The sequence below is a fragment of the Bradyrhizobium sp. GW821-FHT12B03 genome, from assembly GCF_058807535.1.
Window position 1 is genome coordinate 228,000 of record NZ_JBXAQU010000008.1, and the last position, 15,289, is coordinate 243,288.

General features: G+C 63.7%; 16 protein-coding genes and 1 tRNA gene. 12 read left to right on the forward strand and 5 right to left on the reverse strand.

Annotated elements, in window-relative coordinates; genetic code table 11:
- Window positions 1–119: 119 nt before the first annotated feature.
- From AC1RUR_RS18175 to AC1RUR_RS18190, 4 genes are all read left to right on the forward strand, one after another.
- The gene (locus tag AC1RUR_RS18175) at window positions 120–494 is read left to right on the forward strand and encodes a response regulator (RefSeq protein ID WP_492846376.1); all 375 of its coding nucleotides are present in this window, start codon (window positions 120–122) and stop codon (window positions 492–494) included.
- Between the two features lie 59 nt (window positions 495–553).
- Window positions 554–1,165 (forward strand): LysE family translocator, encoded by a 612-nt coding sequence (locus AC1RUR_RS18180; protein WP_492846378.1) that lies wholly within the window; start codon window positions 554–556, stop codon window positions 1,163–1,165.
- Window positions 1,166–1,836: 671 nt separating this feature from the next.
- Window positions 1,837–3,048, forward strand: a complete 1,212-nt coding sequence (locus tag AC1RUR_RS18185) for a GGDEF domain-containing protein (protein ID WP_492846380.1) — start codon at window positions 1,837–1,839, stop codon at window positions 3,046–3,048.
- 34 nt (window positions 3,049–3,082) lie between these two features.
- Complete coding sequence (locus AC1RUR_RS18190) at window positions 3,083–3,709, forward strand: peptidoglycan recognition protein family protein (RefSeq protein ID WP_492846382.1); 627 nt, start codon at window positions 3,083–3,085, stop codon at window positions 3,707–3,709.
- 42 nt (window positions 3,710–3,751) lie between these two features.
- Here AC1RUR_RS18190 and AC1RUR_RS18195 read toward each other — a convergent pair whose 3' ends face one another.
- From AC1RUR_RS18195 to AC1RUR_RS18205, 3 genes are all read right to left on the reverse strand, one after another.
- Window positions 3,752–4,093: a hypothetical protein gene (locus AC1RUR_RS18195; RefSeq protein ID WP_492846484.1), complete on the reverse strand. Its 342-nt coding sequence runs from the start codon at window positions 4,091–4,093 to the stop codon at window positions 3,752–3,754.
- Window positions 4,094–4,279: 186 nt separating this feature from the next.
- Window positions 4,280–5,179: an RNA polymerase sigma factor RpoH gene (gene rpoH, locus AC1RUR_RS18200; protein ID WP_492846384.1), complete on the reverse strand. Its 900-nt coding sequence runs from the start codon at window positions 5,177–5,179 to the stop codon at window positions 4,280–4,282.
- Window positions 5,180–5,398: 219 nt separating this feature from the next.
- On the reverse strand, window positions 5,399–6,406 hold the full coding sequence (locus AC1RUR_RS18205) for an RluA family pseudouridine synthase (RefSeq protein WP_492846386.1): 1,008 nt from the start codon (window positions 6,404–6,406) through the stop codon (window positions 5,399–5,401).
- Between AC1RUR_RS18205 and AC1RUR_RS18210 the strand changes: the two genes are divergently transcribed.
- The 3 genes from AC1RUR_RS18210 (at window position 6,405) to AC1RUR_RS18220 (ending at window position 7,454) form a co-directional block, all read left to right on the forward strand.
- Window positions 6,405–6,749, forward strand: coding sequence for a hypothetical protein (locus AC1RUR_RS18210; RefSeq protein WP_492846388.1), 345 nt, complete (start codon window positions 6,405–6,407; stop codon window positions 6,747–6,749). The genes AC1RUR_RS18205 and AC1RUR_RS18210 overlap by 2 nt on opposite strands.
- A 57-nt stretch (window positions 6,750–6,806) precedes the next feature.
- Window positions 6,807–6,881: transfer RNA gene (locus AC1RUR_RS18215), tRNA-Glu, on the forward strand.
- A 390-nt stretch (window positions 6,882–7,271) separates the two neighbouring features.
- Window positions 7,272–7,454: a helix-turn-helix domain-containing protein gene (locus AC1RUR_RS18220; RefSeq protein WP_492846390.1), complete on the forward strand. Its 183-nt coding sequence runs from the start codon at window positions 7,272–7,274 to the stop codon at window positions 7,452–7,454.
- Between the two features lie 657 nt (window positions 7,455–8,111).
- On the opposite strand, the gene AC1RUR_RS18225 is transcribed toward AC1RUR_RS18220, so the two are convergent.
- Window positions 8,112–8,537: an Lrp/AsnC family transcriptional regulator gene (locus AC1RUR_RS18225; protein WP_492846392.1), complete on the reverse strand. Its 426-nt coding sequence runs from the start codon at window positions 8,535–8,537 to the stop codon at window positions 8,112–8,114.
- A 133-nt stretch (window positions 8,538–8,670) separates the two neighbouring features.
- On the opposite strand from AC1RUR_RS18225, the gene ocd reads away from it, so the two are divergent.
- The 3 genes from ocd (at window position 8,671) to AC1RUR_RS18240 (ending at window position 11,744) form a co-directional block, all read left to right on the forward strand.
- Window positions 8,671–9,720, forward strand: a complete 1,050-nt coding sequence (gene ocd, locus AC1RUR_RS18230; protein ID WP_492846394.1) for an ornithine cyclodeaminase — start codon at window positions 8,671–8,673, stop codon at window positions 9,718–9,720.
- Window positions 9,721–9,722: 2 nt separating this feature from the next.
- Window positions 9,723–10,670: a citrulline utilization hydrolase CtlX gene (gene ctlX / locus AC1RUR_RS18235; protein ID WP_492846486.1), complete on the forward strand. Its 948-nt coding sequence runs from the start codon at window positions 9,723–9,725 to the stop codon at window positions 10,668–10,670.
- Window positions 10,671–10,805: 135 nt separating this feature from the next.
- Complete coding sequence (locus AC1RUR_RS18240) at window positions 10,806–11,744, forward strand: LysR substrate-binding domain-containing protein (protein ID WP_492846395.1); 939 nt, start codon at window positions 10,806–10,808, stop codon at window positions 11,742–11,744.
- Between the two features lie 4 nt (window positions 11,745–11,748).
- On the opposite strand, the gene AC1RUR_RS18245 is transcribed toward AC1RUR_RS18240, so the two are convergent.
- A complete protein-coding gene (locus tag AC1RUR_RS18245; RefSeq protein ID WP_492846396.1) occupies window positions 11,749–12,720 on the reverse strand; it encodes an agmatinase family protein in 972 nt (323 codons plus the stop codon).
- Window positions 12,721–13,080: 360 nt separating this feature from the next.
- Here AC1RUR_RS18245 and AC1RUR_RS18250 point away from each other — a divergent pair, with 360 nt between their 5' ends.
- The gene (locus tag AC1RUR_RS18250) at window positions 13,081–14,220 is read left to right on the forward strand and encodes an amidohydrolase family protein (RefSeq protein ID WP_492846397.1); all 1,140 of its coding nucleotides are present in this window, start codon (window positions 13,081–13,083) and stop codon (window positions 14,218–14,220) included.
- Between the two features lie 17 nt (window positions 14,221–14,237).
- A complete protein-coding gene (locus AC1RUR_RS18255; protein ID WP_492846398.1) occupies window positions 14,238–15,260 on the forward strand; it encodes an ABC transporter substrate-binding protein in 1,023 nt (340 codons plus the stop codon).
- Window positions 15,261–15,289: the final 29 nt, after the last annotated feature.

Sequence of the window (15,289 nt, forward strand, 5' to 3'; positions counted from 1 at the left end):
GTCAAGCCTCGATTGTGGAACTATGATTTACATTTTTTCAGAATGGAACTGAACCGTATTCGAGTTGGCTCCTTAACTTACGTCATCTGGACGGAGGCGAGCGGCAGCGGGAGCCATCGATGGGACAATCAAGATCATTGACTGCAACGGCACTCATCGTTGAAGACGACCCCATGCAGCGGGAAATGCTCAGTCTCCTGCTGGAAGAGAGCGGCTATCAGGTCATCCAGTGCGAGAGCGCGGAAGCGGCCGAGCGCGTGCTCGAGAAGAGCGCAGGCGCACTTTGCCTGATGCTGACCGACGTGCAGCTTGCCGGCCGCATGGACGGCGTCGAGCTCGCCCACGTCGCCAAGGGCCGCAATCCCAAGCTCGACGTCGTCGTCACCTCCGGCCGCCCGTTGAAGCAGCCCTTGCCCGACGGCGCAAAGTTCTGGGCCAAGCCCTGGGCGCCGCTCGACGTGTTGCGCGAGGCCGAGCTCGCGCAATTGTCCTGATCGCCGACGAGCCGGCCGGCGCACTTTCTCGCCGTGAGGCGGGGTGATAAGGTCTGCCCATGACCTGGTCCTTCCTGCTCACCTCGCTCATCGTCGTCGCCTCGCCCGGTACCGGCGTGCTCTACACGCTGGCCGCAGCTCTCACGCGCGGCTCGCGCGCCAGCGTCGCTGCCGCCTTCGGCTGCACGCTCGGTATCGTGCCGCACATGGTTGCGGCGATGCTGGGCCTCGCCGCCGTGCTCCACACCAGCGCGCTTGCCTTTGCCGCGCTGAAATGGGGCGGCGTGCTCTATCTGCTCTACATGTCCTGGCAGGCGCTGCGCGAGCGGGGTGCGCTGGCGGTGGAGGGCGAGATCAAGGAGCGGTCGAGCGGCAAGGTCATCGTCACCGGCTTCCTGATCAACATCCTCAATCCAAAATTGTCGATCTTCTTCCTCGCCTTTCTGCCGCAGTTCGTCGCGGTGGATGAGACGCATGTGCTGGCGCGGATGCTGGAATTGAGCGGCGCGTTCATGGCGATGACCTTTGCGGTGTTCGTCGTCTACGGCCTCTGCGCCGCATCCGTGCGTGAGCACGTCATCTCCCGCCCCACCGTGATGACCTGGCTGCGCCGCAGCTTTGCGGCGGGTTTCGCCGCACTCGGCGCCAAGCTGGCGTTCGCCGAGCGGTAGGTTCTTCACCGCTCGCCGCTTGCGGGGAGAGGTCGGCCCCTCACCCTAACTCTCCCCCCCCCCGCAAGAACGGGGAGTGGGAATGGAAGCAGCACAGCACAGGGCAATAAAAAAGCGGGCCTCGCGCCCGCCACCTTCAAACTCTCTCAACCTTACCCGGAGCCCGGGCGGAGCGAGGCTCCACCCGGGCAAAGAAAAAGAAGCTGCGTTACTTCTTCTTCGCTGCCTTCTTGGTCTTTTTCGCCTTCGCCTTCTTCGCCTTCTTCGCTTTCTTAGCCATAGTATCCTCTCAAGGGTTCATGGTTAAACGCGACACGAGGGATGCTCGGCGGAGGGCCAGCCTCGCAATATCCTCAAACATAAACTCAGCAGATTCGCGGGCGCCTGCCCCGTGCTGTCACATCCGTGTCATCGCGTTATCCACAGCTCAGATGCATTTTCGGGTGATTTTTGCTCGCGAATCCGCTTCGCAGCGTCGCCGACGACATGCCTAACGATCCGACAACGTGCGCGCCGTTCATGAATCCAAAACCAAAGGCACGCATTCGCGGATCGCAGTGAGACTCCGTTAAGCGCAACGGCCGCATTGTTCCCGCAAGAAAACGGGGATGGGTCATGGACGGACGGCTGCCGGAGATGGAGGGCGGGACGCTGCGCGTGCTGCAGCGGCCATGCTGAACGTACCGACACTGTGGACGGTCTTCGCCGTCAATTTCCTGGCGCTCGGCCTGATCTGGGCCTACGTGACGCACTCCTATCCGAAATTCGCGGCCGCACGGTTCTGGATGGCATCGGCCTTCGTCGCCGCGGCGGGCGCGATGGCAGCCCTGGTCCGCCTGTTCGTCGCTTCTCCCGTTCCGCTGCTGGTCGGAGCCACCGGCGTCGTCGCGGCGAGCTGTCTCGCCGCCATGGGCATCCAGCGCTTCTACGATCGGCCGGTGTCGTGGCGCGTCATGGTCGTGACGGGCGTCTTGAGCCTCGGCGGTGTCGTGTTCTTCATGGTCGGCTTCGATCACATGCAGCTGCGCATGCTCAGCTACACGATCGGCCAGGCCCTGCCGCTGGTGCTGTCGCTGCGTCTGTTGCTGTCGCCGCCCGAAGGCCGCGTCAGTCCGGGCGCGCGTCTGTCCGGCATTGTCATCCTCGCCACCATCGCGATCTTCTTCGTCCGTACGCTGGGCAATCTGCTCGGTCACGATTTCTCGGCGGCTGCCGGCGGTCAGACCCATGCGGTCATGGTTCTGGGGCTGCTGTTCCTGTCGATGACCCTCAATTTCGGCTTCCTGCTGATGGCGATGGACCGGCTGCGCGGCGAGGTCGCCGATCTCGCGCTGCTCGACGATCTCACCGGCGTCGCCAACCGGCGGCATCTGTTGCAGCGCCTGGCCGAGGAATGCGCCCGTTCGGAACGCAGCGGCGAGCCGTTCTCGCTGCTGGTGATCGATCTCGACGGCTTCAAGACCATCAACGACACCCATGGCCATGCCGCGGGCGATGCCTGCCTCCAGCACTTCACCCTGATGGCGCAGACGCGGTTGCGGCCGGGCGACATGCTGGCCCGCACCGGGGGTGACGAGTTCTGCGTCGTGCTGCCGTCCTCTTCCTTGCGCGAGGCCGCCACGATCGCCCGCCGCGTGCTCGATGTCTGCCGGCAGGATGCGGCCGCCTGCAACGACAAAGAGATTCCGATCACGATCTCGATCGGTGTCGCCGAATGGGATCGCGGCATCGGCCAATTCCCGGACCGCCTGATCGCGCATGCCGATCACGCGCTCTATGCCGCCAAGAAGAACGGCAAGAACGACTTTGCCGTCTACGATCCGGCGCCGCCGCTGTCTCCCGAGCCGAACGGCTTCGGCGAGGCCGCGCGCAAATTCGCGTAAAGCCTGCTAGGATTCGGGTCCGCATTGGACCCGCATGATGATGTCTCGCCTGTTCGCGGCCATTTTCGCCGCTCTCTTCCTGATCGCCCCAGCCGCCGCAACCGACGCCGAACTCGCCAAGCTTGCGCGCGCGTCCGGCACGCCCGACATTCCCGGCCTGAAGATCGTGTGGCTTGCGCCATGGGGCGATGTCCGCAGCGCAAGACCCTGGCGCAACATCATCGTGCACCAGACCGAAGGGCCGGCGGGCTCGGCCCGCGGCGGCGCGGCGGAGCAGTCGAAGAACCCGACGCGGCGCGGCGTCACGGTGTGGGTCGAGACCGACGGCACGGTCTATTGGGCGGTGGCGGAAAACCTGGTGCCGACCCATGGCGACGGCGCCAACCGCAACGACAACAAGTATATCGACAACCGACCCACCTATCGCCAGGTCGTGCGCGACAATTCGATCGGCGTCGAGTTCGCCGGCAACTATCCGGATGTTGCGGCCGGCCCGACCGAGGCGCAGGTCGCCGCGTGGAAGATCCTCGTGAAGGTGCTACGGGCGCGCTACGACATCCCGCTCGATCACGTCTATGCGCACAACTGGATCGACTACAAGGACGCGCGCTATTGCGAAGGCTGCTGGCTCGCGACGCTGGCGAGGACATGGGGGGAGTGAAGGTGCGCTCCGTCGCCCCGCAAGCGGGGCGAGGCGAAGAGCCTACACCGGCTGCGCCATCCAGCCGAAGAACCGCCGGATCAGACCCGGACGCCGCGGCAATTCCGGCGGCCCGTCCACGGCGAGCACGCGTTTGAAGAAGTAGTCCAGGAACACCATGTCGTTCGGCTCGGTGACCGCAAAAGTCTCGTCGCCGAAGAACACGCTGTAGCTGTAGAAGAACGGCCCCATCAGCGGGATCGTCGCAGTACCGGCATAATCCTTGGAGATCACGAACTCCGACGGCTCCAGGCCGTGCTCGCGCATCGCCTGCTCGACCAGCGGCAGCTTGCGCATGAACTGGGCTGAGAAGCCGCCGACGGTGGATTGCAGGATGATCGACACGGTGGTGTCCATTCTCTTGGTGCTGCGCCCGATACTTTGGGTCGGTTGACCGGCGACGCTGGTTCAAGATGCCCCGGTCAGCGTCCGTGCGAACATGCTGCACCTCACACAAACAAAAAAGCCGGCGTTGCCGCCGGCTTTTCGTCTCTTTCGATCCGCCAATCTTTGGCGCCAGCGAAGCTCCGCTTAATGCGCGGCTTCCAGCGCGGCTTGTTCCGCCCTTGCGATCGTGCCCTTGACCGCGGACTGCACCTTCTCGAAGGCACGGACCTCGATCTGGCGGACGCGCTCGCGCGACACGCCGAACTCGGCGGCAAGGTCTTCCAGCGTCATCGGCTCATCGGCGAGGCGGCGGGCCTCGAAGATGCGGCGTTCGCGCGGGTTGAGCACGCCCATGGCGCCGTTCAGCGCGTCACGGCGGTGATCATACTCCTCGTGCTCCGCCATCATGGCTTCCTGGTTGGGCGTATTGTCGACCAGCCAGTCCTGCCATTCGCCGGCTTCGCCGTCGTCGCGGATCGGTGCGTTGAGCGACGCGTCGCCACCGAGGCGGCGGTTCATGTCGATCACGTCCTGGGCGGTAACGCCCAGCCGCTTCGCAATGACCGCGACCTGGTCGGGGCGGAGATCGCCTTCGTCCAGCGCGTTGATCTTGCTCTTCGCCTTGCGCAGGTTGAAGAACAGCTTCTTCTGGTTCGCGGTGGTGCCCATCTTCACGAGCGACCAGGAACGCAGGATGTACTCTTGAATCGACGCCTTGATCCACCACATGGCGTAGGTGGCGAGACGGAACCCCTTCTCGGGTTCGAAACGCTTCACCGCCTGCATCAGGCCGACATTGCCCTCCGAGACGACCTCGGAGATCGGCAGGCCGTAGCCGCGATAGCCCATGGCGATCTTGGCCACGAGGCGGAGATGGCTGGTGACGAGTTGGTGTGCCGCGTCGCGATCGTCATGCTCGCGCCAACGCTTGGCGAGCATGTATTCCTGCTGGGGTTCCAGCATCGGGAACTTGCGGATCTCGGCGAGGTAACGAGAGAGGCCGGATTCTCCGTTGAGCACCGGCAAAGCAGCGGTACGGGCCATAGTTGAGCCCTCCAAAGGTTCAGGCCCCCGATAGCGGCGGGCCAGGCAGACGACCGCTTTGTTAAAGCCGGCCGTAGCTGCGATGTTCCGCGTTGGTCATTTCCAACGCAGGCGCAATATACCCCATGGGGGGGCAAAAAGGGAAGGATTGCTGACGTCACGTCCCCGTGTGGCAGCTATAACTTTTTGTAATGTAACGCTTTTCCAAGGCGGCCTGCGTCATAGCGCCGCTTTCAGGGCGCCCTCCAGGAGAAGCAAATCCTCCGGCAGAGGCGCCTCCCAGTGGAGTAGTTCTCCCGTCCTCGGGTGCTCCAATACCAGCAGATAGGCATGCAGGGCCTGGCGTCCCAGCGCCGCCAAAGCGGCTTGCGACTCGGGCGCCAGCTGGTTCGCCTTGGTCTTGAAATGCGGGCCATAGACGGCATCCCCCATGAGAGGGTGCCCGATATGGGCGAGGTGGACCCGGATCTGGTGGGTGCGCCCGGTCTCGAGCTCGCAGGCGAGCAGCGCTGCGATCGGCTTGCCGTCCCGTCCGGCAAAGCTCTCCAGGATCTCCCAATGCGTCACCGCCTCGCGGCCGCCCTGGCGCACCGCCATCTTCTCGCGTGCATGCGGATGGCGGTCGATCGGCGCATCGACGGTGCCGCGATGCCGGCCGGGCACGCCCCAGGCGAAGGCCATATAGCCGCGCCGCATCGGCCCGGTGCGGCCGTGGTCGGCGAACTGCGCCGACAGCGAGGCGTGGGCGAGGTCGTTCTTGGCGACCACCATCAGCCCGGTGGTGTCCTTGTCGAGCCGGTGCACGATGCCGGGCCGGCGGACCCCACCGATGCCCGACAGCGTCGCGCCGCAATGGGCGATCAGCGCGTTCACCAGCGTCCCGGTCTCGTGCCCGGCCGCGGGGTGCACGACCAGGCCCTTGGGCTTGTTGATGACGATGATGTCGTCGTCCTCGAACACGATATCGAGGGCGATGTCCTCACCCTTCGGCTCGGCGGGGGCCGCCTCAGGCACGTCGATTGTGATCGTATCGCCCGAAGTGACGTGATAAGCGGGGTCCCGGATCGCGGCGTCCTTGAGGCTCACCGCGCCCGCCAAAATCAAGGCTTTCAGCCTCGAACGCGACAGGTCCGGCAGGCGCGCCGCCAGCACGCGGTCGAGCCGGGCCGAGCCCTCGGAGCCTTCGACGACAACCTCCAACCTTTGCGCAGAGCCTGAGCTTTCCATGACGACGTCTGATACCGCTGTTCCCGAACCGACCCCCGAGCAGGCCGCGCTGTTCGCGCGGGTGCGACGGATGATGCTGATTGCGGGGTTGACCACGGCGCTGGCGATCTGCGCCGTTCTGATTGCGGTGGGCTACCGCCTTTTCAAGTCGGAGGGAAGGGCAGTGGAAGCCGTCGGCGACGTCACCGCCACCCTGCCGAAGGGCGCCAGGATCGTGTCGACCGGGGTCGCCGGCGACCGCCTCGTGGTCACGCTTGATGTGGGGGGCGTCACCGAGATCCGCACCTTCGACGCCCACACCCTGAAGCCGGCCGGAAAGCTGAAATTTGCCAATGAGCCGTAAAAGGGCGTTTCGGGTCCTTGCGGCGGACAAATTTCGAGGTTATTGGCTAGCCGTCACGCTCCCTTCGTCTAGCGGTTAGGACGCGGCCCTCTCAAGGCTGAAACAGGGGTTCGATTCCCCTAGGGAGCGCCAGCAAACTCAGGCACTTGGGTTGCCATCAGCCGCGTTCGTTGAATAATGGTTGAATAAGACGCTGGTGAACAGCGGCGAACGCTTGCGGACTTTGCTGGCGATATTCGCCAAATTGCCTCGGCACGATGCCTCATTGTGGCTGGCGCATTCGCGAAAAATTTCGTCATCGCCCTTGGTGTCCGGAAATATTCAAACCGCCGCTGACGTGCGCTGTCGTACGCGAGCGCCCTCGGCTGTTCGCATTGACGTTGCTCGTCGCACAAACAACTCTTGTCCTGTCGAGCCTTGTGCGAATGGGAGGGCCATGCGAGATGCTCTCGACGAGAGAACACTTGCGGACAACAGTCACCAGTCAGTCTATCCGCTCCGAATGCCGCAGAACCGAGCACGGTGCCATTCGCCCAGCGGCTCACCTGCACGATTGACGATGCATGCGAAGTTACCGGCTTGGGACGCACGAAGCTTTACGAGTTGATAGGAGCTGGGCGTATCGTCACGACAACGATCGGACGTCGGCGACTGGTAGTGGTGTGCTCACTTCTGGCGCTCCTTGACACCAACATGTCGAACTAATGGTCGTGTGACTCCATTTTGATGACACGACCGCGTTCACTTAGTCGGAGCTCGTCCGCCCGCCACCGTATTATCCGCACGCGCTGCTGCCAGAATTCGGCGGCATGGGTATAGGCGCCACGGATTTCATTCGCCGCCTGATGCGCAAGTTGGCGTTCGAGTGCTGGGTCGGGTCGGGTGCTTGCGAGCGACTTACGAGATAGTAGTGCTAGTCACGAGGCAAGACGTTGTTGGCGGGGAAATAGTCGGCGCCATTACGATGGTTCGTTGTTCCCGCTGCAGGGGTATCGCGAACATCGCAAAGAATGATGCGGCAACCATGGCATCCGGATCGCGTCGCCAGCTTCATTCCCCTTTTGCTCTTATACGACAAACCCGCTTTCATACGACCTTCGGTTGGCGGCCGCTCAACCGTTCTAAGAGTCGTTTTGCCAGCGCTCGCGAGCTGTCATCGGATCCGGTATCGTAGGTTTGGCTGGTGCGGGGAAAGGCAGGAGCGCTCTCCCGCTGCCAATCTTACGATTCTCTACGCCAAACTACGATTTTCTGCGATTTGGCAACTCTTGACGGTCGCGCTCGGTGTGTCCCACGGCGTGGCGTCGCGCCTGCTTGTAATAGTCGATATCCTTGTGCGCCGTCGTCAACATCACGGCTGATCTAGACCGAACTCAACAGAATGCTGGTCTCGCTGTTGAGGACGCCATCGATGGTGCGGACCTCGCGCAGCACGCGGTCGAAATCGGCGAGGCTGTCGGCGCGAATCTCGGCGATCAGGTCCCAGGTGCCATTGGTCGTGTGCAGGGAGTGCAACTCGGGCAGGCCGCCCAATTGCCGGATCACCGCGGCAGTGGATTTGCCGGTAACCTCGATCATCATGATCGCTCGGATAGCCCTGACGTCGTGGTCTTTCCGGAAGCGCACGGTGAAGCCGAGCACGGCCCCAGTCTCGATGAGCCGGTCGAGCCGGCTCTGAACGGTCGCGCGCGAGATGCCGAGAATCGTCGCAAGTTTCGAGATCGGGGCGCGGCCATCCTCGCGCAGCACCGAAACCAGTCTGTGGTCGAGTTCGTCGAGAACGTGCATGAGCAATCTGCTAGTTGGTGCTGTTCTATTTGTTCAGTTTGGTGCCAGAAAACGAACTTGTTAGTAGTTTATAGCACAAATTGTTCCGATCTAGATTTCCTGAACGATCGGATTCGTGCAGGAGGCTTTACAGATGGTTCGGTATGTCGGTGTCGGGAACATGGTCCGGCTGATCGCCGCGGTTGGACTTGAGCCGTACCTGATCGGTCTCGCCGGCTATATCGAGGAGGATTTCCGGCGCTGGAACGCCTTCGAGAAGGCCCCGCGCGTCGCCAGCCACTCCCGCGACGGCGTGATCGAGCTGATGCCGACGAGTGACGGCGAGTTCTACGGCTTCAAGTATGTCAACGGCCATCCAAAGAACACGCGCACCGGTCTGCAAACGGTGACCGCCTTCGGCGTGTTGTCGGATGTCGAGACCGGCTATCCATGTCTGCTGTCGGAGATGACGATCACAACTGCACTGCGAACCGCCGCGACGTCGGCCGTCGCGGCGAAATATCTCGCCCGTGAGGACGCCGAGGTGATGGCGATCATCGGGCTCGGTTCACAGTCGGAGTTTCAGGCGCTCGCCTTCAAGGCGGTCAATGGCATCCGGCGGCTGCGCGTCTTCGACATCGACCCAACCGCCACCGCGAAGTTCAAGGCCAACCTGGCACCGCACGGCTTCGAGATCGAGGCGGCGGCGACCGCCGAGGCGGCCGTTCTCGGGGCCGATATCGTCACGACCGTGACCGCTGACAAGCAGAGGGCGACGGTCCTCTCCGACAACATGGTCGGAGCTGGCGTCCATATCAACGCGGTCGGCGGTGACTGCCCCGGCAAGACCGAATTGCAGCGCGCGATCCTTCTGCGCGCCGATGTCTTCGTTGAGCTGACGGAGCAGACCAGGACCGAGGGTGAAATCCAGCAGATGGCGCCCGATTTCCCGGCAACTGAGCTGTGGCGGGTCATTGTCGGTGGAGCGACGGGGCGCCGTTCGCCGGACCAGATCACGATCTTCGATTCCGTCGGCTTCGCGATCGAGGATTTCTCGGCGCTGCGCTACCTGCGCGATCTCGTCGAGGGTACGGACTACTATGAGGAGATTGATCTCCTGACGGAGCCGAAAGACCCGCGCAATCTGTTTGGCCTGCTCAACCTTGCGGCTCCGCAGCCGCGCAAGGTGCCGCAAGCGTGCTGATTATGCAGAAGCTCTCGGTGCAGGCGCCGCGTGGCGTCGTGATGATCCGCCCGCATCATTTCAGCCCCAATACGGCCACGGCCGAGGACAACGTCTTCCAGGCTAGCGATGCGGGCCGCACCGCCGCCGCGATCGCCGCTGCCGCCCATGCCGAGGTGACGCGGGCCGCCGAGGCCTTGGAAGCAGCCGGTGTCGCGGTGCATCTCTTCGAGGATAAAGGCCACGGGACGCCCGATTCGGTCTTCCCCAACAACTGGTTCTCGACCCATTCGGGCGGCCACGTTGCGCTCTATCCGATGTTCTCGCCGAGCCGGCGCAGAGAGCGCCGGCAGGACGTGATCGAGATGCTGAAGCAGCGCTATCGCGTGCAGGACGTGATCGACTATTCCGGGCTGGAACAGGACGGCCTCTATCTCGAAGGCACCGGTGCGATGGTGCTCGACCATATCGAGCGGGTCGCTTATGCCGCGCGTTCAAACCGTACCAACGAAGTCGCGCTGGAACGCTTCTGTACGCATTTCAACTTCGAGCCGGTGGTCTTCGATGCGGTGGATGCCATGGGGCGGCCGATCTATCACACCAACGTGCTGATGTGTGTCGGCACTGACTTCTGCCTGATCGGACTCGACACGATCCGCGATTCGGCGCGGCGCGCCGAGATCGCCGGGCGGCTCGCCGGAACGGGGCGCGCCGTGATCGACCTCAGCCATGAGCAGATCGGCGAATTCGCCGGCAATGCCATCGAGCTGCAGGGCAGCGGCGGGCGCATCGTGGCCATGTCGGCGCGGGCCCTGAAGGCGCTGCGGCCGCAACAGGTCGCGACGCTGGAGGGATTGGCCACCATTCTGCCGATCGAGGTGCCGACCATCGAGCTTGCGGGTGGTTCGGTGCGGTGCATGCTGGCCGGAATCCACCTGGCTGCGCGCAATCTTGCGTTGAGCACTGCCTGAAGCGGATGGCGAGCGTCGTGCCACGTCAACTTGCTGCCGCGGTCTCGTCGTGGCGAGGCGCGCATACCATTCTGGACAGGGGCCATTGGGGCAGGCGACAATATCGACCCCAAGCCAGCCTGGATCGAGGCGATCGTGTTCCGGAATCTGCCACTAGCCACTTTGCGTACGTTCGATGCGGCCGCGCGCCATCAGAGTCTGGCAAAGGCGTCGCAGGAGCTCAATCTGACCGACAGCGCCGTCAGCCATCAACTCAGGCGGCTGGAGGAGGCGCTCGGCGTCGATCTGTTCGAGAAGGCCGGGCGCGGCGTGGCGCTGACGGATGCCGGGCGGGTCTTCGCCCGCTCCGTTGCGGCGGCGCTGCACGACATTGCCCGTACCGCTCACAGCTTGGCGGACGCGGCCCAGGTCGGTGGGAGGCTCACCATCGCCTGCCCGCCGATGTTCGCGAGCAAATGGCTGGCGAAGAACATTGCCGCCTTCTGCGACGACCATCCGGCCATCGAATGTCAGATCAAGCTCGCTGACAATGACCACGTCGTCGATATGCCTGACGCCGATCTTGGTATTCAGTTTGGCAGCGGGTCCTGGCCGGCCAAATGGTCGACGCTGCTGGAAACGGTGGCGATAGCCCCGGCCTGCAGCCCCTTGCTATTCCGCCGCGCTGGTCACGCCTTCACCAGACCGTCGGATCTACGCGACGTCATCCTGCTGCATCAGGACGACGGAGCCGAGTGGCGACGCTGGCTGGCGGCCGAGGGGGATCACGCCTTCGAAGCCTATCGGCGCCATCTCTATTGCAGTGATCTCAGCATCGCGATTGACCTCGCAGCCGAAGGGGCGGGCGTGGTCCTGGTCAGCGATACCCTGTCGGCCTCGCTTGTCGCTGACGGGCTGTTGCTGCGTCCCTTCGCCGGGACCATTCTGGCGACCGGCGGCTGGTATGTGCTCTGCGACGATTACAAGCTCGAGCGCTCGAACACCCGGCTCTTCCTGCACTGGCTGCTGGCACGCTTCGGCAAGGCGTTGACGCTCCCCTCCGCCGGTGAGCCGAGCCGGGACGGGCAGGCGTGATCTTTCAGCTGTTGGCCTGGGACAGGCCGTAGAGCAGGCTCAGGATCAGCGAGGCGCCGGTCGAGCCCGTGATGTTGCGCGGATCGAAGGGTGGCGAGATTTCCACGAGATCGGCGCCAATGAGCTTGCCGCTCGCACCGATCTTACGCATGGCGTATTGCACGTCACGCGCGTCGAGGCCGAACGGATTCGGCGCGGCGGTGCCGGGGGCCTGCGAATGGTCGAGCACGTCGATATCGACCGAGAGATAAATGGCGTCGGTGCCGTCGCCGGCGATGCGCAAGGCCTGGTCAACCACCGCGGCAATGCCGCGCTCGCGCACCTCTAAGCCCGAGATCACCGTCACCCCCATCTCCTTTGCATAGTCGTCGAGTTGAGGAGAGTTGGTGAACTCGGCCATGCCAATCTGCACGAGATTGCGGCCGCTCAGCAGCGTACCCGGCATCTCCAGCGTCTTGCGGAAGGGAACGCCGCTCGATTCCGCACCGAGATGCGCCTTGCGCAGATCGTGATGGGCGTCGAAATGGATGACGCCCAGTTTCTTGCAGGGTCCCATCGCCTCGATCACCCCGCGGAGATTCGGGAAGGCGATCGAATGGTCGCCGCCGAGCATCACCGGCACAATGCCCTTGGCGGCAAGTGTCCGCACTGTCTGGGTGATACGCGTGAAGGTGCCTTCCATGTCCGTCAGTACGACCTGCACGTCCCCAATATCAGCGGCGCGGAACGCAGTCATGGTACGTCGGTCGCGGCTCGAATAGGTGGTGAAATACATCAGCCCCTGGCGGATTGCGTCGGGCCCATGGCGCGAACCGCTGCGCACGACCGAGGCGCCGTCATAGGGCACGCCGACGATCGCGCAATCGAGGTCGAGCGTACCGTCCCAGGTCAGCCAGGCTCCGGCCCGATGCTCGGCGACATCGCCCTTCATCGTATTGACGATCAGGCCCGGGGGGAGAAGGTCGAGTGTGGTCAAGGCGCGCTCCTTCATGTCGGCTGCGGGCCGATTAAAGGCACGCTCCCGGTGTGAGGTGAAGTGAAGGATACTCACGCATTGCCTGAGCCGATTTCATGGATCGAGCGACTGCTCAGTCATTGGGCTCAATGATACTGTTTTATACATGAAATCAGATCATGCTTTTGCTGATGAATGATCAATTGCCCCCGGTCGCGACCTCTTGCTTGATGAGCCCCTGGAAAGCTGCCGGAGCCTCACTGAGATCGTGCGCTCCCGGGTCGCTTCAGACAGGGGATGCGAATGCTCCGTGGGCAGCGCGGATCGGCTCGGGACGAAGAAGCGCGGGACGCCCCGTTGCGCCTCCTGCGAAGCTCGTGCGTGTTCGCGCCAGCCGAGCTTGGCGCGCAGGATATCCTGATCGGTGGCGGTCGCATCCTGGCCGTCGGTGCCGATCTGTCGGCCGCGGCGGCGCTTGCCGGCATCGTCCGCGTGGAGACATTGCCTCCGGGGCGGCTGATCCCCGGCCTGATCGACCAGCATGTCCATTTCATCGGCGGCGGCGAGGGCGATGGGCCGGATGCGCGCATGCCTGAACTCGGCTTCGAGGCCTTTGCCTCCGCCGGCATCACCACGGCGGTCGGCTTGCTTGGCAGCGAGATCGAGGCCAAGACGCTTCCGCTACTGCTGCGCAAGGCGCATGAACTTGATCGCGCCGGCCTCACGACCTTCATCTACACCGGCGCGATGGCGCTGCCGGCGCCGTTCCTGACGCAGAGCGTGCGGTCCGACATCATGCTGCTCGACAAGGTGATCGGCGCCAAGAGCGCGATCGCCGAGCGTGCCTTTCCCAATCTCGACTTCGCAGCCTTCGCAACGCTTGCCGGCGGCCTCGTGCAGGCGAAGGCGATCAGCGGCAAGGCCGCCGTGCTGCACCTGCATGTCGGACGACTGGCGGTAGGGCTTGCGCCGTTGTTCGACCTCGTCGAGAAGATTGATTTCCCGCCGTCCCAGGCCGTGCCGACGCATGTCAACCGCGCGCCTGATGTCTCGCCTGTCTTCGAGCAGGGCGTCCGCTTCGCCAAAGCGGGCGGTTCGATCGACTTCACCTGCTGTCTTGGCCCGCGCGACGGACTGCCTGCTGGCCTTGATCCGGTCGAAGCGGTCCTGCGCGCGCTCGATGCCGGCGTTCCGGCCGAACGGATCACGCTGTCATCAGATGCAGGGGTGGCGGTTCCGGATGGAAGGGGCGGCTTTCGCGCCGTTTCGCCCGCGATCCTGTTTCGCGATCTGCACCGGCTTACGACAGAAGGCGGTCTCAACTGGCCGCAGGTTCTGGCTTTCGTCACCGGCAACGTCGCCCGCGTCCTCGGGCTCTCCGACCGCAAGGGAGCGATCGCGCCTGGCATGGACGCCGATCTCGCGCTGGTCGGAGAGGACGGGCGTGTCGTCTGGACGATGGCTGCCGGCCGCGTCGTGTTCGACGCCAGAACGATCACTCGCGAAACGACGGTACATTAAGAGCAGAGGGGATGAACATGATGATGCTATCCGAGCTATCCTGGCGCGGTCTCGCTGCCGTCGCTGCGACGCTCGCCGCGTGCAGCGGTGCGTACGCGCAGCAGAAGCAGGTCAAGGTGATGACCTTTGGCTCCACCTGGGAGCGTGTGCTCAAGCCGCTGGCGCCCGCCTTCAAGGAGGAAACCGGCATCGAGATCGTGCCGGTCATCGAAAACAGCTCGGCCGAAGGACTGGCGAAGTTGCAGGCCTCACGCCAGAATCCCGGCGTCGATGTCTGGTTCACCGGCGAGGCGATCGCCATGCGCGCGGCGACCGACAAGGGGCTGTTCCTGCCGCTGCCGGTCGACAAGTTGCCCAATCTCGCCAAGCTCATTCCTGGTTCGCACAACGAGATGTTCGTCGCCTATTGGTATTTCCCGACAGCGATCGTCTATCGGCCCGATCTGGTGCCGGGTGGCAAGGTCACCGCCTGGAGCGATATCTTCCAGCCTGCCTTCAAGAATGCCATCGCGCTGCCGGCGCCGACCGTCTATCCCGGTCGTACCATCCTGATCGCCTCGCTGCTGAACGGCGGCTCGATCGACAATGTGAAGCCGGGCATTGAATTCCTCGGCAAGATGCGCGACCACGTTGCCATGTTCAATTCCTCCGACACCAACGCGCGTCGGGCGCTGGCGCGCGGCGAGATCATGGCGATGATCGGATCGCCTTCCGCGGTCAAGGAGCTAGCGGACCAGAACATCTCTGTTGCCATGGTCAGCCCCAAGCCGACGCCGCTGATCTTCGAGGGCATGATGATGGTCAACAATGGCAACGCCGACGCCGCGGCCATTTTCATCAACCGTTCGCTGGCCGCGGACTGGCAGAAGCACATGACCGATATCTACAACCTCGGTCCGGTCAACAAGGACGTCACGCCGGCCGAGGCGTTGGTCAAGGTCTTGCCGACACCCGAGAATGCAGTCACCTTCGACGAGGCCAAGATCAATCAGCGCCTCGGTGAGTGGACCGAGGAGTTCAACAAGGCGGTGGCCAAGTAACGGTCCTGCAAGGCCATAAACAAAGAGCG

Excerpts from the sequence above, each read along its gene's own strand:
- AC1RUR_RS18175 (WP_492846376.1), top strand. The coding sequence starts at position 120 with ATGGGACAATCAAGATCATTGACTGCAACGGCACTCATCGTTGAAGAC.
- AC1RUR_RS18180 (WP_492846378.1), top strand. The coding sequence starts at position 554 with ATGACCTGGTCCTTCCTGCTCACCTCGCTCATCGTCGTCGCCTCGCCC.
- AC1RUR_RS18185 (WP_492846380.1), top strand. The coding sequence starts at position 1,837 with ATGCTGAACGTACCGACACTGTGGACGGTCTTCGCCGTCAATTTCCTG.
- AC1RUR_RS18190 (WP_492846382.1), top strand. The coding sequence starts at position 3,083 with ATGATGATGTCTCGCCTGTTCGCGGCCATTTTCGCCGCTCTCTTCCTG.
- rpoH (WP_492846384.1), bottom strand. The coding sequence starts at position 5,179 with ATGGCCCGTACCGCTGCTTTGCCGGTGCTCAACGGAGAATCCGGCCTC.
- AC1RUR_RS18210 (WP_492846388.1), top strand. The coding sequence starts at position 6,405 with ATGACGACGTCTGATACCGCTGTTCCCGAACCGACCCCCGAGCAGGCC.
- AC1RUR_RS18205 (WP_492846386.1), bottom strand. The coding sequence starts at position 6,406 with ATGGAAAGCTCAGGCTCTGCGCAAAGGTTGGAGGTTGTCGTCGAAGGC.
- AC1RUR_RS18225 (WP_492846392.1), bottom strand. The coding sequence starts at position 8,537 with ATGCACGTTCTCGACGAACTCGACCACAGACTGGTTTCGGTGCTGCGC.
- ocd (WP_492846394.1), top strand. The coding sequence starts at position 8,671 with ATGGTTCGGTATGTCGGTGTCGGGAACATGGTCCGGCTGATCGCCGCG.
- ctlX (WP_492846486.1), top strand. The coding sequence starts at position 9,723 with ATGCAGAAGCTCTCGGTGCAGGCGCCGCGTGGCGTCGTGATGATCCGC.
- AC1RUR_RS18255 (WP_492846398.1), top strand. The coding sequence starts at position 14,238 with ATGATGATGCTATCCGAGCTATCCTGGCGCGGTCTCGCTGCCGTCGCT.